Origin of the sequence: Micromonospora sp. NPDC047740 (assembly GCF_043204735.1) — a bacterium.
In the GTDB taxonomy this organism is placed as follows: Bacteria; Actinomycetota; Actinomycetes; order Mycobacteriales; family Micromonosporaceae; genus Micromonospora.
Window position 1 is genome coordinate 132,576 of the sequence record NZ_JBIDCT010000010.1, and the last position, 20,952, is coordinate 153,527.

The 20,952-nt window shown below is 73.2% G+C and carries 17 protein-coding genes; 6 read left to right on the plus strand and 11 right to left on the minus strand.

The genetic code is table 11. The features are described from left to right. Positions 1–113 precede the first annotated feature (113 nt). The 3 genes from ACGF4F_RS20060 to ACGF4F_RS20070 all read right to left on the minus strand — a co-directional run bounded on the left by ACGF4F_RS20060 (position 114) and on the right by ACGF4F_RS20070 (position 4,511). Complete coding sequence (locus ACGF4F_RS20060; RefSeq protein WP_357438947.1) at positions 114–2,306, minus strand: S8 family serine peptidase; 2,193 nt, start codon at positions 2,304–2,306, stop codon at positions 114–116. Positions 2,307–2,716: 410 nt separating this feature from the next. Next, entirely contained in the window at positions 2,717–3,190 is a 474-nt protein-coding gene (locus ACGF4F_RS20065; RefSeq protein ID WP_357438945.1) for a hypothetical protein, read from the minus strand. Then, entirely contained in the window at positions 3,183–4,511 is a 1,329-nt protein-coding gene (locus ACGF4F_RS20070) for a molybdopterin-dependent oxidoreductase (RefSeq protein ID WP_393079329.1), read from the minus strand. Before ACGF4F_RS20070 ends, ACGF4F_RS20065 begins: the two co-directional genes overlap by 8 nt. A 264-nt stretch (positions 4,512–4,775) precedes the next feature. On the opposite strand from ACGF4F_RS20070, the gene ACGF4F_RS20075 reads away from it, so the two are divergent. Then, a complete protein-coding gene (locus ACGF4F_RS20075; protein WP_357438943.1) occupies positions 4,776–5,837 on the plus strand; it encodes an NAD-dependent epimerase/dehydratase family protein in 1,062 nt (353 codons plus the stop codon). 56 nt (positions 5,838–5,893) lie between these two features. Here the strand turns inward: ACGF4F_RS20075 and ACGF4F_RS20080 are convergent, their stop codons facing one another. Next, the gene (locus ACGF4F_RS20080) at positions 5,894–7,282 is read right to left on the minus strand and encodes a hypothetical protein (protein ID WP_357438941.1); all 1,389 of its coding nucleotides are present in this window, start codon (positions 7,280–7,282) and stop codon (positions 5,894–5,896) included. 146 nt (positions 7,283–7,428) lie between these two features. Between ACGF4F_RS20080 and ACGF4F_RS20085 the strand changes: the two genes are divergently transcribed. The 4 genes from ACGF4F_RS20085 (at position 7,429) to ACGF4F_RS20100 (ending at position 10,445) form a co-directional block, all read left to right on the plus strand. Continuing rightward, complete coding sequence (locus tag ACGF4F_RS20085) at positions 7,429–8,103, plus strand: glycosyltransferase family 2 protein (protein ID WP_357438938.1); 675 nt, start codon at positions 7,429–7,431, stop codon at positions 8,101–8,103. Then, positions 8,100–8,780 (plus strand): DUF2064 domain-containing protein, encoded by a 681-nt coding sequence (locus ACGF4F_RS20090; protein WP_357438936.1) that lies wholly within the window; start codon positions 8,100–8,102, stop codon positions 8,778–8,780. The genes ACGF4F_RS20085 and ACGF4F_RS20090 overlap by 4 nt, the downstream gene beginning before the upstream one ends. Further along, positions 8,777–9,472 (plus strand): class I SAM-dependent methyltransferase, encoded by a 696-nt coding sequence (locus tag ACGF4F_RS20095; RefSeq protein WP_393079078.1) that lies wholly within the window; start codon positions 8,777–8,779, stop codon positions 9,470–9,472. Before ACGF4F_RS20090 ends, ACGF4F_RS20095 begins: the two co-directional genes overlap by 4 nt. A 91-nt stretch (positions 9,473–9,563) precedes the next feature. After that, positions 9,564–10,445, plus strand: a complete 882-nt coding sequence (locus ACGF4F_RS20100; protein ID WP_357438934.1) for an NAD(P)-dependent oxidoreductase — start codon at positions 9,564–9,566, stop codon at positions 10,443–10,445. 165 nt (positions 10,446–10,610) lie between these two features. Here ACGF4F_RS20100 and ACGF4F_RS20105 read toward each other — a convergent pair whose 3' ends face one another. Then, positions 10,611–11,966, minus strand: coding sequence for a glycosyl hydrolase family 18 protein (locus ACGF4F_RS20105; RefSeq protein ID WP_357438931.1), 1,356 nt, complete (start codon positions 11,964–11,966; stop codon positions 10,611–10,613). Positions 11,967–12,062: 96 nt separating this feature from the next. Here ACGF4F_RS20105 and ACGF4F_RS20110 point away from each other — a divergent pair, with 96 nt between their 5' ends. Next, complete coding sequence (locus ACGF4F_RS20110) at positions 12,063–13,361, plus strand: ROK family transcriptional regulator (RefSeq protein WP_357438928.1); 1,299 nt, start codon at positions 12,063–12,065, stop codon at positions 13,359–13,361. Positions 13,362–13,452: 91 nt separating this feature from the next. Here ACGF4F_RS20110 and ACGF4F_RS20115 read toward each other — a convergent pair whose 3' ends face one another. The 6 genes from ACGF4F_RS20115 to ACGF4F_RS20140 all read right to left on the minus strand — a co-directional run bounded on the left by ACGF4F_RS20115 (position 13,453) and on the right by ACGF4F_RS20140 (position 20,929). Beyond that, on the minus strand, positions 13,453–14,919 hold the full coding sequence (locus tag ACGF4F_RS20115; protein ID WP_357438925.1) for a GH1 family beta-glucosidase: 1,467 nt from the start codon (positions 14,917–14,919) through the stop codon (positions 13,453–13,455). A 42-nt stretch (positions 14,920–14,961) separates the two neighbouring features. Further along, positions 14,962–15,969, minus strand: a complete 1,008-nt coding sequence (locus ACGF4F_RS20120) for an ABC transporter ATP-binding protein (protein WP_357438922.1) — start codon at positions 15,967–15,969, stop codon at positions 14,962–14,964. Continuing rightward, a complete protein-coding gene (locus ACGF4F_RS20125) occupies positions 15,966–17,021 on the minus strand; it encodes an ABC transporter permease (protein ID WP_357438919.1) in 1,056 nt (351 codons plus the stop codon). Before ACGF4F_RS20125 ends, ACGF4F_RS20120 begins: the two co-directional genes overlap by 4 nt. A gap of 3 nt (positions 17,022–17,024) precedes the next feature. Beyond that, a complete protein-coding gene (locus ACGF4F_RS20130) occupies positions 17,025–18,005 on the minus strand; it encodes an ABC transporter permease (RefSeq protein ID WP_357438916.1) in 981 nt (326 codons plus the stop codon). Further along, on the minus strand, positions 18,002–19,132 hold the full coding sequence (locus tag ACGF4F_RS20135) for an ABC transporter ATP-binding protein (protein ID WP_393079085.1): 1,131 nt from the start codon (positions 19,130–19,132) through the stop codon (positions 18,002–18,004). The genes ACGF4F_RS20130 and ACGF4F_RS20135 overlap by 4 nt, the downstream gene beginning before the upstream one ends. 117 nt (positions 19,133–19,249) lie before the next feature. Beyond that, positions 19,250–20,929 (minus strand): ABC transporter substrate-binding protein, encoded by a 1,680-nt coding sequence (locus tag ACGF4F_RS20140; RefSeq protein WP_357438911.1) that lies wholly within the window; start codon positions 20,927–20,929, stop codon positions 19,250–19,252. Between the last annotated feature and the right edge of the window lie 23 nt (positions 20,930–20,952).

Sequence of the window (20,952 nt, forward strand, 5' to 3'; positions counted from 1 at the left end):
GATGCCCTGTTCGACGGCGTGGGCCGCGAGGCCGTTTCCGGCGTCGCGGCCCACGGTCTACCGTCCTGTCCCGGTCAGTCCCTCAGCTCCGCGTGGGACGACATGAACACGGACTACTGCGCGGTCGGCAACGCGCGCAGGACGGTCAGGGTCATGCTGCTGTCCTTGTAGGACACCCGGAACAGGTGACCGCCGGCGTTCAGGACCCGGTTCTCGGGCAGCGCGTGGAAGCTGCCGCTGATCGAGCTGCCGCTCATGATCGTCAGCACGGTGCCCGGGGTGAGCGGGCCGCGCACGTCCAGGTCCAGGTTTCCGGCCAGCGCCAGAGCGCCCGTGGCCCGAACGCTGGTGTAGTCGTGGTCGCCGGAGATGGTGACGGCGACGCGACCCTCGTTGCCGATCGTCACGTTCCCGCCGATGTTCAGGACGTTGCCCGGGGCGACGGCGGCATCGGTGATCTGCGCCGCCTCGTCGGCCGCGAGACCGGGCCGCAGCACGCCGCCGGTGACGGTGACGCCCGCCGCCACGCTGCCGCTGCCGCCGAGCGTCCCGCCGCGCACGTCGATCGAGCTCGCGTGCGAGCCGACGACCGAGAGCTTGCCGCCGAGGACCGTGCTGGTCCCGTGCCAGGTCTCGTTGCCGGTGAGGAACAGGGTGCCCTCGCCACGCTTGGTGAGGCTGCCCTCGTAGGCGCGGGCGTTGCGGGCCTGCTCGCGGCGGGTCCCGATGGCGTAGTCCGACTTGTCGGCGTCGCTCGCGTCGGCGGGCAGACCCTGCGTCCAGCCCTTGGCGACCTTGGTCGCCGCCCAGGCGGCCGCCTCGGCGGCGTCCTCCTGCTGGCGCGCCCGGATCGCGACGTCGGAGATGTCGTTCGACCACACGTCACTCTGTCCCTGCGTGTCGACGACGAACGGCCCCAGGAACTGGCCCGGTCCCTTCATGGCCTCCCGCAGGCTGACCGTGTGCCAGCCGTTGCGGCTGTCCGGAACCTGCACGATCTGGCCCCGGGTGGGGTTCGGCACGGCGACGCCGGAGGCGTCACTGATCGTGTTGTTCTGCCGGCCGGTGGTGAACATCGTGTACAGCGCCTGCTCGTTGGTCAGGTACGGGAAGCGCTGCATGATCAGCGACAGCGCGGCCGCCGAGTGCGGCCCGGCCATCGACGTTCCCGACGAACTCCCGTAGCGGGCTTCCGGCACCCCGTTGACGACCGACACGGTGGTGCTGTTGATCCCGTTGCTCGGCGCCGTCACGCAGGACCACTTCGCGACGCCGCACTGGTTGAACGTCTGCTGACCCGGCACCAGGACGGACCCGTCCGGGTTGAACGTGCGCCCCACCGTGGGGTTGATCCCCGAGGTGGTGTACCAGCTGCCCTCCAGTTCGGGCAGGAAGTACGGCGCGGCGCCGCGCGGCGACGGGTTCACGTAGCCGCTGTTGCCTGCGGTGAACTGGATGACCGTGCCGGTGCGCGCGGCGTCGATGGCGCCGTTCAGCCAGCGGACGCTGCTGCCGTTCGCGTCGACCACGCCGTCCGGGGTGGACCAGAGGCGCCACGCCGTGTTCAGACCGAAGCCCGCGGGGCTGCCGGGCGGCGTGTCGTACGTGTTGTAGTTCTCCGTGTTGGGCTGGCTGCCCCAGCTGCTGGTGATGATCCTGACGGGCTTGCCGTTCGCCGTCTCGGCGGCGTTCACGGCCCGGTAGACGTTGGCGAGGTAGGCGTCGTCCGGCTTCTGGGCGGCGGTCGCGGTCGCCGGCAGGAGACCGTAGAGCACGCCGTCCGTCTTGTGGGTGTTGCCCATGTACACGTTGCTGTTGAACGCGACCCCGTGCATGTTGGCGGCAGGTCCGCCCGGTTGCGTCTCGCCGACACCGTCGCGGCTCGCCCCGATGGTCCCGGTGACGTGCGTGCCGTGGCTGTCGTTGTACGCCTGGTTGTAGAACCCCGACGTCGGACCGGTCTCGCCACCCTGGGCTTCCACCGAGAAGTAGCGGTCCCCGACGGCGTAGTTCGTCTCCAGGCTGCCGTGCTCCCGGACGTGCCCGGCGAAGACGCCCGAGTCGATGACGCCGATGTTCATCCCGGCGCCGGAGTAACCGGCGGCGTAGGCGAACTCCGCTCCCATCGACACCAGGCCGGCGTCCCGGTTGAACTCAGCGGTGCGCCAGCTCGCCGGGTCGCCGAGCCGGCCGGGATCTCCTTCGTAGGTCTTGATCGGCGGCGCGGACACGTCCGCCCGCGCCGGCTGAGCGACGACGCCGAGCACCACTATCGGTGTCAGCGCCGCGATCAGCCCCGTTTTCATACGTTTCGCGGTCGACACTTCAGCCCCTCTCCAAGATCGTTTCGGCGGGATCGTATCCCTCCGCCCATATCGGAGCAAGGCGTTGGCGGCTACATTTCCGTCTACCTCTGCGGTAATCGCCGGAGGCCGAACCACCCCTGACCGGCCGGCCCGCACCCGGGCATCGGGCGTGCTCGCCAAACCGGATCGAGGCGAGGCCCAGCAGGCAAAACCTCGTAGGACACCCGATTCGACCGGCGAGCTGCGAGTGGACACCGAAAATGCTGTGGTTCGGTCCGTTATCGCCCGTCAGCGAAATGCCGCAGCCCGGACACACGCAGATTGCGCATCGCCTCGCGTCATCGCAGTAGGCAACCGATTCGGCAATGAACAGCGCCAACCGGTCCCATTCGCCGACGACGGCCGACGATTCAGCGGCGCCGCGCCCACCACCGGCGCAGCACGTAACCGACGGCGCTGGCCAGGAACAGGGCGGCCGTGACGAGCAGCCAGCGGGCCAGGAACGGCCGCTGGTCCTGCCCGGACGCGGCCAGGTAGGTTGGCCGGCCCAACCGCAGGATGCCGGGCAGGTAGACGAGGAACAGCAGGCCCGAGGCGAGGGCCGGCACCCGGACGTGGTTCAGCAATGCGGGACCCGACGCCGGCACGCCGTGGGTGCCGAGCGCGCGCTGCAGCACGCGGTCCGCCAGCCCGTAGATCGGGAACAGCACGAAGTCGTGTGCGATCGCCGCGCCGACGAACCAGACCAGCATCCGGCCGGCGGTCGGTTCCGCGGCGAGCCGCAGCGCCACCCAACCGGCGACCGCGAAGGCGCCGACGAGCAGCAGCAGGTGCCCGGCCGGCGCCCCGTACGCCGCCCGGAACCGGGCCGCCAGGTCACCCACCGGTACGGCTCCGGAACTCGATCTCCGCCACCCACTTTGTGCAGTGCACGCCGGGCAGGGCCGGGACGATGACCCGCGCCGGGTAGCCGTGGTCGAGGGAGAGATCGACGCCGTTGACCTGCAGGGCGAGCACGGAGTCCGCGTCGAGGACCTGGTTGGCCTGCAGGGTCGCCTGCTTGAACAGCCCCGCCTTCTCCAGGGACCGCACGTGCGCGGCGGCGATCCCGTCCGCGCCGACGAGGACGGCCAGGTCGCGCAGCCGTACCCCGGTCCAGGTCTGCACGGTCGACCAGCCCTCCACGCAGGCGATCGGCAGCGTGACCGTGTGCTGGGCCATGGCCAGCAGGCCGGCGCGGTCCACCGCGACGGTACGCCCGCCGGCGCGCAGGGTGAGCCGCCAGCCCGGCCCGGTGTCGGCGGCCCGGACGCCGGCGGCGGCCGCGGTCCGGTTCACCGGGAAGCCGGTCCGGCCCGCCCCGGGCTGCCGCCCCCGGGGCAGCAACAACGCGGTCCGCCGCCACGGGCCGTCGAGGTGCTGCCCCACGGTGAGGGCGGCGAGCAGCAGCGACAGCCCACCGACCAGGGCGAGCGCGCCGCGCCGGCTCATCGTGGGCGGCCCGGGCCGGGCGGCCACCAGTTCGTCCGGGTCCGGCGGCTCGGGCCGGGTCGCCGCGCGGTAGGTGATCAGCTCCTCGGGCAGCGAACGGGACCGCAGCGCGGTGCGCATCCGCCGCAGCTTGAGCGCCACGTGCGCGACCAGCGCGGCGACGAACACCCAGGCGCCGAAGTAGTGGGCGGTGTAGAAGTCGAAGCCGAACAGGTACGCGTACTGGATGTCGAGCAGGCCGGTGACGATCTCGAAGAGGATCCCGCCGACCAGCAGGAGCAGGGACAGCCGCTCCAGCACCTGCGCCACCGACCGGGCCGGCGGCCAGTCGAACAGCTTCGGCAGCACCGACCAGAGCTTGGCCAGCACGATCGGGATCAACGTGATCCCGAGCCCCACGTGCAGGCCCTGGGTGAGCCGGAACAGCCAGGACGGGCGGGTCGGCCAGTCGAACGGCGGCAGCCGCAGCCACCCGACGTCACGCGGGAACGCCTGGCCGAACTGCGGGGAGTAGGCGAGGTAGTCCAGCAGCCCGGTGAGGAACACCAGCGGTAGACCGACGAGCAGGACCACCCCGTACATGGCGGTGAGCCACGGGCCGCGCAGCGGGCTGCGCCACCGCCGGTTCACGGTCGCCGCGCCGGGCGGGGGATGCTCGGCCAGGAACGCCCACCACCGCCGGGGGAAACCGTAGGCCGGCCGGCCGGGTGGCACGCGCCCCGACCCGGCCGGGGGACCCCCGGCCGGGGGAGAGCTCTCCGCGCCCACCGGTCCTCCTCGCGACTGCCGACGCCGGGACGCCCGGCGGCGGCCGGCCGACCCGATCCCTCTCCGGCAGGCTACGGGCGGCCTCGGCGGCCGGACCCGGTTTGCCGAATTACGGAACGCTTACCGGCCCGCGGGCCGCGATGTTGCCAGGTCCTTACGGCTTGGCCGACCGGACCCGCCGCGACCGCCTACCGACCTACCCTGACCGGCATGCGGGTACTCGTCACCGGCGCGGCCGGTTTCATCGGGTCGCAGGTCGCCGACCTGCTCGCCGCCGACGGGCACGAGGTGGTGGCGCTGGACGCGCTGCTGCCTCAGGCACACGGCGGCGAACTGCCCGAGTGGTCCCGGCGGCACGCCCCGATCGTCGGCGACGTCCGCGACCCCGACCTGCTCGACCGGCTGCTGCCCGGCGTCGACGCGGTGTGCCATCAGGCCGCGATGGTCGGGCACGGCCTCGACCCGTCGGACGCCCCCGGGTACGCCAGCCACAACGACTACGCCACCGCCGTGCTGCTGGCCGCGATGCACCGGGCCGGGGTGCGCCGGCTGGTGCTCGCCAGCTCCATGGTCGTCTACGGCGAGGGCCGTTACGAGTGCGCCCGGCACGGCACCGTGCGACCCGCCCCGCGCCGCCCCGCCGACCTAGCCGCCGGCCGCTACGACCCGACCTGCCCGCAGTGCGGCGGCATCCTCAGCCCCGCCCTGGTGCCCGAGGACGCCCCGCTGGAGCCGCACAGCACGTACGCCGCCACCAAGCTGGCCCAGGAGCACCTGGCCGCCGCCTGGGCGCGGCAGACCGGGGGCGGGGTGTGGGCCCTGCGCTACCACAACGTCTACGGGCCCCGGATGCCCCGCGACACCCCGTACGCCGGGGTGGCCTCGATCTTCCGCTCCGAGCTGTCGGCCGGCCGGCCGCCGCGGGTGCTGGAGGACGGCCGGCAGCGGCGGGACTTCGTCCACGTCACCGACGTGGCGCGGGCCAACCTGCTGGCCCTCACCACGCCGCCGCCGCAGCCGCTGGTGCCGGTCAACGTCTGTTCCGGCGAGCCGCGGACGGTCGGTGACCTGGCCGCGGCCCTGGCCGCCGCGATGGCCGGGCCGGCGCCGCTGGTCGTCGGTGGCGCCCGCGCCGCCGACGTGCGGCACGTCGTCGCCGATCCGCGTCGGGCGGCCGACCTGCTCGGCTACACCGCGCGGGTCGGCTTCGCCGACGGGGTCACCGCCTTCGCCACCGACCCGCTGCGCGAGCCGGCGGCCGTGCACGCCTGACCCGCCGCGCTGCCCGTCGTGGCGGCAGCGCGGGCGACGCCGGGCCCCGCGGCAGGTCAGGAGACCGTCCACAGCAGGTGGTTGACCGCGAGCGCGGTCGCCGCCTGCCCGGCCAGCCACCAGCGGCGGGTCGCCGGCGGCAGGTGCGCGGTGGCGACCAGCAGCCATACCGCGAACGGCAGCCAGATCCGCTCCACCTCGGCCTTGCTCAACCCGGACAGGTCAGCCGCGAGCACCACCGCCGCCGCAGCCACCGGCAGCAGCACCGTCGGCCCGGCGGCGGCCACCGGCCCGACGAGCCGGGCACCCGGGCCGCGCCGCCGCACCGTCGCGACTCCGGCCGGCACCGCCCGGCGCAGCGCCGGCCCGAGCGCCGGGCCGGCGGACAGCACCAGCGCCGCCAGGTTCGCCCAGACCCAGTAGCCGTAGGGGCGGTCGGCCGCCCAGCCCTGGTAGTAGCGCTCCACCACCCGCTGGTAGCCGTCCCACCACCAGAATCCCGCCGCCGTGAACGCCACCACCACCCCGGCGACTCCCGCGACCGCGGACAGCAGCGCGGCGATCCGGTCCGCCGGACGCAGTGCCAGCACCACCAGCGCCAGCAAGCCGACCAGCACGAAGCCGTACGACAGGTACAGCGCGTAACCCAGCACCAGCCCACCGACGGCCGGGGCCAGCCGGCCGCGTACCGCCAGCAGCGCCAGACCTGCCGCGACCACGCCGGCGAACAGCCCGTCCGCCGACGCCCCCACCCACACGGCCCCGGGCAGCAGCACCAGGAACGGCAGGACCGCGCGGGCCGCGGCGTCGGCGCCGAGCGAGCGCAGCGCCACGGGCACCGAGACGGTGACGCTCGCGCCCACCAGCACGCAGGCCAGTGCGGCAACGGTGCCCCCGCCGAGCCCGATCCGGTCCAGCCCCACGAAGACCAGTAGCGCGCCGGGTGGGTGCCCGGCGGTGTGGGTCGACCAGGAGTCGGGCCGGAAGTCCAGGATCCGTCCCGTGAACCCGGCCAGCGTGGCGGGGACGTCCCGGATCCCGGGCACCTCGTGCAGGTACTCCGCCTGCGGCGTGAGCCGTTCGGTCAACCCGGCCGACCAGCCGTCGACCAGGGCCAGCGACAGCGTCCACGCCACCGAGGCCAGGTAGGCGAGGCCGAGCAGCGGGCCCCAGCGCGCCGCACCGGCCCACCGCACCCCGACGCCGACCACCCCGGCCGCGACCAGCACCGCCGCCGGGGTGCCCCAGCCGAGGTGCGGCCGCCAGGTCGCGTACAGCGGGGCGGCGTCCGCGTGCAGGCCCACGCCGCGGGCGTTGAGGACCGCGCCGACCGCGGCGGCCAGCACGACCAGCGCCGCCTCGACGCCCAGCACCGTCAGGTCGGCGCGTCGCCAGCGGGTCGGCGCCCGCCCGGGCGCGACGGGTCGCCTCGTGGTCGTTCTCATGCCGACCGGACGGTACGGCCTTCCCGGGACGGGTGACCGGCGAACCGTCGGATCGTCACCGTCCGGTAAGAATCGCTTCGCCGGTAACAGATCCGTAAGGTCCGATCTGCCTGCCGCGGCCCAGGTGGCGGCCTAGCGTCGTCGGTATGTCCACACCGATCGACGTGGTCCTGCCGTGCCTCGACGAGGCCGCCGCCCTGCCCGGCGTGCTCACCGCGCTGCCGCCCGGCTACCGGGCGATCGTGGTGGACAACGGCTCCCGGGACGGCTCGGCGGAGGTCGCCGCCCGGCACGGGGCCCGGGTGGTGCCCGAGCCCCGCCGAGGCTACGGCGCCGCCGTGCACACCGGGCTGGTGGCCGCCGAGGCGGACCTGGTCTGCGTGCTCGACGCCGACGGATCCTTCGACCCCGCCGAACTTCCCGCCCTGGTCGCCCCGGTGGCCGGCGGCGCCGCCGACCTGACCGTGGGCCGGCGGCGGCCCGTCTCCGCCGGAGCCTGGCCGTGGCACGCCCGCGCCGGCACGGCGCTCATCGCGGCGTTGCTGCGGCACCGGGGTGTACCGCTGCGCGACCTCAGCCCGATCCGGGTGGCCCGCCGCGAGGCGCTGCTCGCCCTGGGCGTCACCGACCGGGCCTTCGGTTACCCCCTCGAACTGCTGATCCGGGCAGCCGCCGCTGGCTGGCGGATCCAGGAGCTGGACGTCAGCTACGGCCCACGGGCCGCCGGCACCCGCTCCAAGGTCTCCGGCTCGGTACGCGGCACGCTGCGCGCCACCCGCGACTTCGCCGGAGTCCTGCGCAGCGTGGGCGGACCCCGGTGACGGTGCTGCTGGTGATGGCCAAGGCGCCCGTGCCGGGGGCCGTGAAGACCCGGCTCTGCCCACCGGCCACCCCCGGTCAGGCCGCCCGGATCGCCGCCGCCGCGCTCCGGGACACCCTCGACGCCGTCCGGGCCGTGCCCGGGGTGGCGCCGGTCCTGGCCGTACGCGGACGCCTCGCCGACGGCGAGGACGGCGCCGGCCTGACCGCGGCGCTCATCGGCTGGACGGTGCTGCCGCAGCGAGGTCGGGACCTGGCCGACCGGATCGCCAACGCCCACGCCGACGTGGCAGCGGCCTGGCCCGGACGGCCGGTGCTGCAGATTGGCATGGACACCCCGCAGGTGACCGCCGGGCATTTGCTCGGGGCGTTCCAGCGGCTGGACCTGGCCGACGCGGTGCTCGGGCGGGCGGTGGACGGCGGATGGTGGGCGCTGGGGTTGCGCGATCCGCGCCAGGCCGACGCGCTGCGGGCGGTGCCGATGTCCACCCCGGAGACCGGCGAGTGCACCTGGTCCGCCCTCGACCGGCGCGGGCTGCGCACGCTGACCCTGCCGGTGCTGCGCGACGTCGACACCTGGCCCGACGCGCTCGCGGTGGCCGCCGAGGCGCCGGAGACCCGGTTCGCGTACCAGGTATCGGCGCTGCACCCCACGCTGGTGCCCGGCGGGTACCGGTGACACTGCACGCCCTCGGCACGGACGGCCGGTGGGTGGCCGCGGCGGGCGGGGGTGAGGACGTCTTCGCCGCCGCCCTCGAAGCGCAGCCCGGCGCGCACTGGCTCGTGCAGGACGACGGTCGGCGCAACGCGCTGCCGGTCCGGCGCTGGCACGGTCCGCCGGAGCCGGCGACCGCCGCGGTGGTCGCCCGGTGCGCGGGCCCGACCCTGGACATCGGCTGCGGCCCGGGCCGGCTCACCCTCGCCCTGGCCCGCGCCGGGCACGTCGCCGTCGGGGTCGACGTCTCCGCGCACGCGGTACGGCTCACCCGGGCGCGCGGTGCCGTCGCCCTCCACCGGGACGTGTTCGGGCCGCTGCCCGGCGAGGGACGCTGGGCACACGTCCTGCTCATCGACGGCAACATCGGCATCGGCGGCGACCCGAGCCTCCTGCTCGGCCGGTGCCGGGAGCTGATCCGGACCGGCGGCTCAGTCGTCGTCGAGCTGGAACCCCCCGGGCCCGGCCTGTGGCGTGGGCAGGCCAGACTGGCCTCCCGCTCACCGCAGGGGAAGGTGTGCCGGAGCGGGGCGTTCCGCTGGGCCCGGCTGGACACGGTGGCGGTGCACGACACGGCGCACGCCGCCGGGCTGGCCGTCCGGGACACGTTCGCGGTGGGCCGACGCTGGTTCGGGGAACTGGTCCGTCCGTTGTGACCGGTCAGGCCGATCGCGTGCGGATCTCGTCGTTCGGAGCCACGGCCGCCCGCGCTGACCTACGCTGCCGGTGAGGTGGAACGGGGGACGGATGGCGCAGCCACGGGTGGCGATGATCGGGCTCGGCGGGATGGGCGCGCCCATGGCCGGGAACGTGCTGCGGGCCGGTCTGCCGACGGTCGTCTGGAACCGCCACCCCGAGCCGGCCCGCCGGCTGGGCGACCAGGGCGCGGAGGTGGCCGCCAGCCCCGCCGACGCGGCCGGTGGGGCGGACGTCGTGGTGACCATGGTGACCGACGCCGACGCCATCGGTTCCATCGCCTTCGACCAGGGGATGCTAGCCGCGATGGCCGAGGGCGCGGTCTGGGCCCAGATGAGCACCATCGGCGTCACCGACACCGAACGGTTCGCTCGGCAGGTCACGGCGGAGCGTCCCGACGTCGTGCTGCTGGATGCCCCGGTGGCCGGCAGCCGCGGCCCGGCCGAGCAGGGGAAGCTGGTCGTCTTCGCCTCCGGGCCGGCGGAGGTCCGCGACCGGGTCGCCCCGGTCTTCGACGCGGTCGGGCAGCAGACCGTCTGGGTCGGGCCGGTCGGCGCCGGTTCCCGGCTGAAGTTGGTGAACAACCTGCTGCTGGCCTTCGTCGCCGAGGGGCTCGCCGCGTCGGTCGCGCTCGGTGACGCCCTCGCCCTGGACCGCGAGACCGTGCTGGGCGCCCTGCGTGGCAGCCCGCTGCTGTCGCCCTGGGCCGGCGAGAAGCTGGACCGGATCGGCCGGGACGACTACACGACCCAGTACCCCCTCACCCTGGCGCTCAAGGACGTGAACCTGGTGTTGCGGGAGGTCGAGGAGGGCCGGTTCCTCGCCGCCGAGTGCCTGGCCGCGGAGTGGCAGCGCGTCGTGGGCCAGGGGCTCGGTGCGGCGGACCTGACCGTGGTCACCCGGGCGCTGTCCCAGCCCACCGGGCGGGCCTGACCCGGGACCGGCCCGCTCTCCTACGGCGAGGCGAGCACGCGCAGGCCGAGCCGGGCGCAGAGCAGCACGGCCAGCACCCCGCCGAGCCAGTACGTGGCCAGTGGTGTCGGTGTTCCGTCGGCCCCGCCCGCCCCCGCCGGGGCCCCGTCGGTGACCGGGCCCGGGTCAGCGACCCTGGAGGGCCTTGACGTTGTCGCCGAAGGTCCAGCCCTTCGACCCGTCCCAGTTGATCGACCAGGTCATCAACCCCTTGAGGCCGCCCTGGTAGGTGTTCCACGCCTGCCCCACCAGCGACGGGGTCATGTACCCGCCACCGGCGCCGGACTGCGCCGGCAGGCCGGGGACCTGCCGGTCGTACGGGACGCGGATGGTGGTGCCCTGCACGACCAGTCCGGTGTTGAGGCAGTTGGTCTGCGCGACGAAGCCCTGCACGGTGCCGGCGGAGTACGAGTCGCCGGAGCAGCCGTACATGCTGCCGTTGTAGTACTGCATGTTCAGCCACCAGAGCCGGCCGTTGTCGACGTAGCGCTTGATGATCGGCAGGTACGCGCCCCAGATCGATCCGTAGGTCACGCTGCCGCCGGTGACGTACGCGGTCTCCGGGGCCATGGTGAGGCCGAACCCGGCGGGCATCTGGGCGAGCACCCCGTCGATGATCCGCACCAGGTTGGCCTGCGAGGTCGACAGCTGGTTGATGTTCCCGCTGCCGGTCAAGCCGGTCTCGATGTCGATGTCGATGCCGTCGAAGTTGTACCGCTTGAGGATCGGCACGACGGTGGCGACGAACCGGTCGGCGACCGCGGTCGAGCCGAGGTCGATGCCGGCGGTCGCGCCGCCGATGGACAGCAGGACGGTCAGGCCGGCGGCCTTGGCCTGGCACATCTCGGCGGGGGTGGGCACCTTGACCCCGGCGTCCATGCCGTTCTCCCACAGCACGGTGCCGTCGGCGCGGATCACCGGGAAGGCGGCGGTGACCACGTTGTAGCCGTGCGTCCGGATGCGCGAGTCGGTGATCGGTATCCAGCCGAGCCCGGGGTGCACGCCGTTGGCCGCGCCGTCCCAGCTCTCCCAGTAGCCCTGGAGCACCTTGCCGGCCGGCCGGGACTTCAGCGCGCAGGTGTCGCCGCCCGGCGGCGGGCTCGACGGGGTGGGCGACGGCGTCGACGTGGGGGTCGGGGTGGGTTTCGGCGTGGGGGAGGGGGACGACGTGGTCGGCGTGGGGGACGGGGCGCCGTCGCAGGCGCCGAGGTCGGACCAGAGCGCCGGGGTGGCCGGCGGGGTCCAGCCGGCGCCGGGCGGCGGGGTGTGCGTCTGCAGCGCCTGGTAGAGCCGGCCGGTGTAGGTGGCCCGGCTGCCGGCGGTCCAGGTGACGCCCTCGGCCCAGGCCGGTACGCCGGAGCAGGTCGCCAGCGCGGTCTGGCCGGCGGTCGCGGCGAGGCCGGTGGTGGCCGTCAGGGCGCCCGTGGCGGCGAGCAGTACGGCGCCGCCGAGCAGGGCGGTCAGCCCGCGTCGAAGTCGCATGACATACCTCCTCATCGATGCCTCGGAGGCTATCAGTTAACTTTGTTAAATGTAAATGCGCAGTACGCTGTCGGCGCTTGGTTCATGGCGTGAACGGTGCCGCCCGACGACGGCACCGGGGAGAGGACGGCGGCGGACGTGGACGCCAGACGCACCACCGTGCGCGACATGCGCCGTGCCAACCGGTCGCTGCTGCTCACCCGGATCTGGCTGGACGGCCCGCTCAGCCGCCACGAGCTCGGCCAGACCACCGCGCTGAGCCTGGCCAGCGTGAGCAACCTGGTCGGCGAGATGATCGCCGAGGGGCTCGTCGAGGAGGCCGGGTCGGTCGAGTCCGACGGCGGCCGTCCCCGGGTGCTGCTGCGCGTCGCCCCCGGCTACGGCTACCTGGTCGGCGCCGACGTCGGTGAGACCCGGGTGCAGGTCGAGCTCTTCGACCTGGCGATGACCGCCCTGGCCAAGGCCGAGTACCCGATCGCCGCGGCCGAGCCCGATCCGCAGGACGTGGCCACCCACCTGCTGCACGGCCTGGACGCGGTGATCGAGCAGGCCGGCGTCGACCCGGCCGCCGTGCTCGGCCTCGGCGTCGCCGTCTCCGGGACCGTCGAGCGCACCGCCGACGCCGTCGTGCATGCCCAGACGCTCGGCTGGGACGGCGTGCCGCTCGGCGCGATGCTGCGAGCCGGCACCGACGTCCCGGTCCACCTCGACAACGGCGCGAAGACCCTCGGCCAGGCCGAGATGTGGTTCGGTGCCGGCCGCGGCGTCCGGCACGCCGTCATCGCCCTGGTCGGCTCCGGGGTGGGGGCCTGCGTGGTCGCCGACGGGGTCGGCTACCGCGGCGCGCACAGCAGCGCCGGCGAGTGGGGCCACACCACCATCGTGTACGGCGGGCGCCGCTGCCGCTGCGGCAACCTCGGCTGCCTGGAGGCGTACGTCGGGGCGGAGGGCGTACTCGACCGGTTCCGGCAGGCCAACCGGGGCCGCCCAGCCGCCGGCGGCGACGAGGAGAGCGCCTTCGGCGAGTTGCTCCGGTCCACCGGCCGGACGGCGGCGAAGGTGCTCGACGAGACCGTCGGCTACCTCGGAGCCGGGGTGGCCACCCTGGTCAACCTCTTCAACCCGGAGCGGGTGGTGCTCGGCGGCTGGGCCGGCCTGGCCCTCGGCGAGCGCTACCTGCCGCAGATCCGCGCGGCCACCGCGCGGCACGCGCTTCGCCAGCCGTACGCCCAGGCCTCGATCGAGCTGTGCCGGCTCGGACCGGACGCGGTCGCGATGGGCGCGGCCACCCTGCCGATGGCCCGGCTGCTGCGCGACGGCGGCGTGCCACGCGAGCCGGCCGCCCGGGTGACCCCGGCGCGCCCGGCGCCGCGCCCGCGGACCCGGACCCGCTGAGCCCGCCGGGCCGGCGACGACGCCCGGCGGCCAGCCCGGGCGCGCCGGACGGCCGCCCGGGAGGATCCCGCGCGGCCGCCCCGGCCGTGGATCAGCGCTGCCCGCGCACCCGCCGCACCGTGTCGCGGTACCAGTGCGCGCTGCGCTTCGGCGTACGCCGCTGGGTGTCGTAGTCCACCCGGACGATGCCGAACCGCTTGTCGTAGCCGTACGCCCACTCGAAGTTGTCCAGCAGCGACCAGGCGAAGTAGCCCCGCACGTCGGCCCCGGCCTGCCGCGCCCGGGCCACCGCCCGCAGGTGCTCGGCCAGGTACGCCACCCGGTCGTCGTCGGCCACGAACCCGTCGGCGTCCGGCCGGTCGTCGAACGCCGCCCCGTTCTCGGTGACCACCAGCGGCACGCCCGGGTAGTCCCGGCTCAGCCGCACCAGCAGGTCGGTGAATGACGCCGGCACGATCTCCCAGTCCATCGCGGTACGCGGCAGGTCCCGCCGGACCACCCGCCGCACCGGCCGGCCCTCGTCGTCCCGCTCCCGGCCCCGCTCGTCCACCCCGGAGAAGAGCTGCCCGAAGTAGAAGTTGACGCCGAGCACGTCGATCGGGGACGAGATGACCGCCAGGTCGCCGTCCTCGATCGGGAGCCGGACGCCCTCGGCGGCCAGGTCCGCCACCACGTCCGCCGGGTAGCGCCCGTGGAACAGCGGGTCCAGGTAGAGCCGGTTGCCCAGCCCGTCGGAGGCCCGGGCCGCGTCCCGGTCGGCCGGGTTGTTGGTGGCCGGGTCGGCGGTGGCCAGGTTGACCGTGATGCCCAGCTCGATCGGGCCGGTCGCGGCCGCCCGCAGGCGCCGCACCGCCAGCCCGTGGCCGAGCAGCAGGTGGTGGGCGGCGGCGATCCCGTCGCCCAGGTCCCGCCGGCCCGGGGCGTGCTGGCCGTACGCGTAGCCGAGCATCGCCGAGCACCACGGCTCGTTCAGCGTCGTCCAGGTCTTCACCCGGTCGCCGAGCTCGGCGAAGACCAGCTCGGCGTAGTCGGCGAACCGGTACGCGGTGTCCCGGTGCGGCCAGCCGCCCGCGTCCTCCAGCTCCTGCGGCAGGTCCCAGTGGTAGAGGGTCACCCACGGGTCGATGCCCCGGCCGAGCAGCTCGTCGACCAGCCGGTCGTAGAAGGCCAGCCCGTCCGGGTTGGCCGGCCCGCGCCCGCCCGGCTGCACCCGCGGCCAGGCCACCGAGAAGCGGTACGTGTCCAGCTCCAGGTCGGCGATGAGCCCGACGTCCTGTGGCATCCGGTGGTAGTGGTCGCAGGCCACGTCGCCGGTGTCGCCGCCCGCCACCGCCCCGGGAACGCGGCAGAAGGTGTCCCAGATGGACGGCGTGCGTCCGTCCTCGGCCACCGCCCCCTCGATCTGGTACGACGAGGTCGCCACCCCCCACCGGAAGGTCGGCGGGAGGGTGTCGATCGGGTCGGCCTGCCCGGGCGACGGTTCCAGCTCGGCGCGTCTGACGCCGCGCCGCGACCTGGAGCCGTCGGTGGTCGCCGGGCGGGTGAGGTCGGTGTCCATGGTTCTCCTCGCGGTCACGGGTGTTCGGTCGGGCGGTGGCGGTCAGCGGGGGACCGGCTCGGCGGCGGGATGCAGCCAGCAGGCGACGGCGCGCCCGGGGCGGTCGTCGTCGGGCGGGCAAAGCGGCGGCAACTCCTTGTCGCACGGGCCGAACGCTTTCGGACAGCGCGGGTGGAACGCGCATCCGCTCGGCATGGCGCGCAGGTCCGGCGGGGAGCCCGGGATGCCGGTCAGCTCGCGCCGGGGGCCGCGCAGCGCCGGGAAGGAGTGCAGCAACCCGTCGGTGTACGGGTGCAGGGCCCGCCGGTACAGCTCGGCCGCGGGGGCCTCCTCGACGATCCGGCCGCCGTACATGATGGCGATCCGGTCGGAGAACTCGACCAGCAGCGACAGATCGTGGGTGATGAACAGCACCGCGAAGCCCAGCCGTTGCCGCAGCTCGGCGAGCTGGCCGAGGATCTGCCGCTGCATCACCACGTCGAGCGCGGTGGTCGGTTCGTCCATGATGACGACCTGCGGTTCCAGCGCCAGCGCCATGGCGATCATGACCCGTTGCCGCATCCCGCCGGAGAGCTGGTGCGGGTAGCTGTCCAGCCGGTCGGCGGAGATGCCGACCAGGCGCAGCAGCTCCCGCGCCCGGGCCAGCCGGCCCGCCGCCGTGCTTCTCGGCTCGTGCGCCTTGATCACGTCGAGCAGTTGGGTGGAGACCCGGTGCACCGGGTTGAGCGAGTTCATCGCGCCCTGGAACACGATGGACGTCTCCGCCCAGCGGAACTGCCGCAGCTTCGCCGGGGTCAGGGTCAGCACATCGACCGGGGGGCCTTCGAGCGGGTGGTAGATCACCTGCCCGCCGCTGACCACGCCGGGTGGCGGCAGCAGCCGGGTCAGCCCGTACGCCAGGGTGGACTTGCCGCTGCCGCTCTCCCCGGCCAGCCCCAGCACCTCACCCCGGTGCAGGGTCAGGTCGACGTCGCGGACGGCGTGTACCGCCTCGTCGCCGAGCCCGTAGTCGACGCGGAGCTTGCGGACCTCCAGGACCGGTTCGCTCATCGGTGCCCTCTTTCGTTCGCGGCGGCGGGCCGCCGGCGCGGGGCCGGGACGGCTGCGGTCGGCGCCAGGACGGGGGTGAAGCCCACCCGCATCCGCGCCGTGCGCCCGTCGGCGGTACGGATCCGGGCCCGGCCGCCGCTGCGCAGCCGAGGGCTGACGAACTCGTCGATGCCGAAGTTGATCAGCGCGAGGGCGGTGCCGAGCAGCGCGATGGCCAGCCCGGCCGGCACGAACCACCACCAGGCGCCCTGGGCGAGGGCCTGCTGGCCCTGCGCCCAGAACAGGATCGTGCCCCAGTTCCACGAGGAGACCGACGAGATGCCGATGAACGCGAGCGTGATCTCCGACATCACCGCGAAGATCACCGTGCCGACGAAGCCGGACGCGATGATCGCGGTGAGGTTGGGCAGGATCTCGAACAGGATGATGCGCCAGGTCCGTTCGCCGGTGGCCCGCGCCGCCTCGACATAGTCGCGGCGGCGCAGCGACAGCGTCTGGGCGCGCAGCACCCGGGCGCCCCACGCCCACGAGGTGCAACCGATGATGAGCGCGACCAACGTGTCGCTGGCCTGGTCGACGATCGACGTCACGATGATGATCAGCGGCAACGCCGGGATCACCAGGAACACGTTGGACAGCGCCGAGCCCGCCTCGTCGGCCAACCCGCCGAGGTAGCCGGACGTCACGCCGATGACGATGGACAGCATCGTCGCCAGGACGCCGGCGAACAGACCGACGAGGACGACGCTGCGGGTGCCGACCAGGATCTGGCTGAAGATGTCCTGCCCGAGATGCGTGGTGCCGAACCAGTGCCTGGCCGACGGCGCCTGCAGGATGTCGCCGCTGCGACCGTCCGGGTCGTACGGGGCCACCCACGGCCCGATGATCGCGAAGAGGCCGTAGCCGGCCAGGACGACCACGCCGGTCGCGGTCTTGGCGTTGGTCAGGAAGCGGAACCGGCGCCGCCTCGTCCGGCCCGGCGCGGCCGACGGCTGGGCCATCGCGCCCTGGCCGGGGATGACCTGCTCGATACTCGACGGTGAGATCGTCATCGTTCAGCCACTCTTTCGGGTCCGCGGGTCGAGAAGCAGGTACGCGACGTCGGCGATGAGGTTCGCCACCAGCACGGAGATCGTGATGATCAGGAAGATCCCCTGCATCAGTGGGTAGTCCTTGTAGCCGACGGCCTGGAAGAGTTGGAAGCCGAGACCCGGGTACGAGAACACGATCTCCACGAGCAGGGTGCCGCCGACGATGAACCCGAGTGACAGCGCGAAGCCCGAGACGTTGGGCAGCAGCGCGTTGCGGGCGGCGTAGCTCAGGGCCACCCGGCGTTCCGACAGGCCCTTCGCGTGGGCGACCGTGATGTAGTCCTCGGACGACACGGTGACCATCATGTTGCGCATGCTGAGCAGCCACCCGCTCATCGAGGAGACCAGGATGGTGGCGGCCGGCAGGATGCTGTGCTGGATCGCGCTCGGGATGAAGTACTGGTCGAACGCCGGCACGAGACCCGGCTCGTAGCCGCCGGACGACGGGAAGAAGCTGCCTGGCCCGGCGAACAGGGCGATCGCCACGAGACCCAGCCAGAAGTACGGGATCGAGGAGAGGAACGTCGTGGCCGGCAGCAGGGCGTCGATCCACGATCCGCGCCGCCAGCCGGCGCCGACGCCGAGCGCCGTGCCGAGGAGGAAGCTGACGATCGTGGTGATGCCGACCAGCCCGACCGTCCACGGCAGGCTGTCGCCGATGACCGCCGACACCGGCGTCGGGAAGAACGTGAACGACAGGCCGAGGTCGCCGTGGAGGAGTTGTCTCCAGTAGTCGACGTACTGCTCAGCGAGGCTCTGGTTCTTGTCCAGTCCGAACAGCACGCGAAGCGACTGGATGGCGTCCGCGCTGATCCGGCCCTGGTTACGCGAGATGAGGGCCTGGACCGGGTCGCCCGGGATCATGCGCGGGATGAAGAAGTTCAGCGTGATCGCCGCCCACGCCGTGAACAGGTAGAAGGCGATGCGCTGGAGCAGGAACCTCATCGAGTCTCCCCCGAAGTGGCGGCGCCGTCCCGGCGGGCCGGCGCCGGGGGCGGCGGGACGGAACCGGCGTCTTCGGCGGCGACGGTGGCCGGATCGTAGAGCCAGCACGCCGCCCAGTGGCCGGGCCGGTCGGCGATCTCCAGCCGGGGCGGCAGGTCGACCGAGCAGCGCGGCATGGCGTGCGGGCAGCGCGGGTGGAACCGGCAGCCGGCCGGCGGCCGGATGAGGCTCGGCGGCTCCCCGCTGCTTCGGTCCTGCGCGGTGGCGGCTGCGGCGCCGGTGATGCTGTCGGGGTCGGGTGCCGACTCGATGAGCAGGCGGGTGTACGGGTGGGCCGGGCGCTGCGTGACCGTCTCGCTGTCGCCGCCCTCGACCATGCGGCCGGCGTACATCACGATCGTCTCGTCGGCGAAGTACCGGGCGGACGCGATGTCGTGCGTGATGTACAGGATGGCGAGGTTGAGCCGCTCCTTGAGGTCCCGCAGCAGGTTGAGCACGCCGAGGCGGATCGAGACGTCGAGCATGGAGACCGGCTCGTCGGCGAGCAGCACCTCCGGGTCGGCGCCGAGCGCCCGGGCGATCGCGACGCGCTGCCGCTGACCGCCGGAGAGCTCGTGCGGGAACGCGTCCAGGTAGCGCTCGGGCGGCGTGAGGCTGACCCGGGTGAGCAGATCGGCGAGCGCCCGGTCTAGGTCCTCGGCGGTGCGGCCGGCGTTGCCGTGGATGCGCAGCGACCGGGTCAGGTGATAGCGGATCGTGTGCACCGGGTTGAGCGACGCGAACGGGTCCTGCAGGATCAGCTGGACGCGTCGTACGTACGACCGGAACGCCCGGCCGCCGTGGACCCGGGTCGATACGCCGTGCAGCCGGATGTCGCCGGCGGTGCGGCGGTAGAGCTGGGCCAGCAGCCGGGCCACCGTGGACTTGCCGGATCCGGACTCACCGACCAGCGCGGTCACCTGGCCACGGCGTAGCGCGAACGATACGTCGTCGACGGCGTGGACGGCTGCCGGCGCCCGGGAGACGAGGTCGCGCAGCCGTCTGCGGACGGGGAAATGCTTGGTCAGGCCGACGGCCTCCAGCACCACTTCGTTGACCGGCGCCGCCGTGCTTTCGCTCAACGTCATGCCGAGTTTCCTGTCTTCGGGGTGTCTGTCACCGATGGGTGCGCGGTGACCGGTTGCGAACGTGGGAGTGGGCCTCCCCGGTCGGCCGTGGCCGACCGGGGAGGCGGTGCTGGTGGGTCAGCTGCCGGCGGGCTTGAGGTGCAGCACCACGTCCAGCGCGTTGGGCTGGGTGGGCTGCAGCGCGCCGTACGGGTTGGCGTCGTCCGGCCAGCCGGTCCAGTTCTTCGTGCTGTACGCGCCACCGATGTTGTCCGCGCCGACCGGGATCATCGGCATCTGCTCGACGAAGATCCTCTGCAGGGTGTTCATCGCGGCGGTACGGGCGGCCTCGTCCGTCGCATTGGCGTAGGACCGCAGGGCATCGGTCGCCTGCTGGTTGTTGAAGCGGCCGAAGTTGCCGGCGGGGGAGGCGGTGCCGATCGGCTTCAGCTGCGAGCCGTCCATGATGGTCCGGTAGATGTCGTAAGGCGTGGCGCCGCCCTCGGTCCACCGGAAGGTCGCGTCGAAGTTGCCCTGCTCGACGTTGCGGAACCAGGCGTCCTGGTTGGCCTTGTCGACCGTGGCCGAAATGCCGATCTTGGACAGGTTGTCCCGCACGATCTCGAGGCTGGTCTGGTAGTCGGACCAACCGGCCGGGTCGGTCAGGGTCAGCTTGACGGGCTTGCCGGTCTTGTCCTTGAGGGTGTTGCCGTCGAGCTGGTAGCCGGCGCCGGTGAGCAGCGCCTTGGCGCCCTCGACGTCGACCTTGTGCTCCTGGCCCTTGAACTCGGCAGCGATGAACGTGTCACCGGCGGGGCTGGGCAGACCGGTCACGCTCTTCACGAGCGGGTGGAAGTAGCCCGCCTCGGCGGTGTTGAAGATGTCCTCGCGGTCGATGACCATGTTCATCGCCCGGCGCAGCACCGGGTCGTCGAACGGCTTCTTGGTGGTGTTGACGTACAGGCCGTGGATGCCCAGGACCGGCGGCGCCCACACCTTGTGGTGGGCCGGGTCCTTGTCGACGAAGACGGCCTGGTAGTTGGGGATGAAGACGAAGCTCCACTCCGACTCGCCGTTGGCGAGGGCGGTGGTCTGCGCGCTGTTGTCGGTGTACGACGTGAAGCGCAGCTCCTTGACCTTCGGCAGGTCCTGCCAGTAGCCGCCGTCCCGCACGGTCAGGGTCGTGGTGGCCGGGGTGAAGGACTTCAGCGTGTACGGGCCGCTGCCGACGGGCTGCTTGTTGGGGTCGGTCGTCGGGTCGCTGATCTTCTCCCAGATGTGCTTGGGGACGATCGGCACCCGGAACAGGACCTTCTGCTGGTTGACGAACTGCGGGCTGGCGATCTTGATGGTGACCTCGTTGCCGCTCGCCGTCGCGTCCGTGTACGGCACGCCCTGGTCGTTCAGCGCCGGGTACTTCTTGACCAGGTTGTAGGTGAACGCCACGTCCTCGGCGGTGAGCTTCTGGCCGTCCGACCAGGTGGCGTTGTCCCTGATGGTGACCTTGACCGAGGTGTAGTCCGGCGACCACTCGGCCTTGGTGGCCAGCCACGGCTTCATCGGGTCGCTCGGCTTGACCGGGTTCCACATCATCAGTGGCTCGTAGATCTGCCAGCGGTAGCCCAGCGAGGCGGCGGCCGAGGTGGTGAGGAACGGGTTGTGGTTCTCGGCCTGCGGGCCGTTCGGCATGCCGGCGTTCAGCACGGTGGCCGCCTGGCCCTTGTTCTTGTTCGCGTTCGGACTGTCGCCGCAGGCGGCGAGCGTTGCCAACGCCGTCACGCTCGCCAGGGCGAGAGCGAGGCTGCGTCTGACGCGCATGTGTTCCTCCCGGTCGTGGTGGG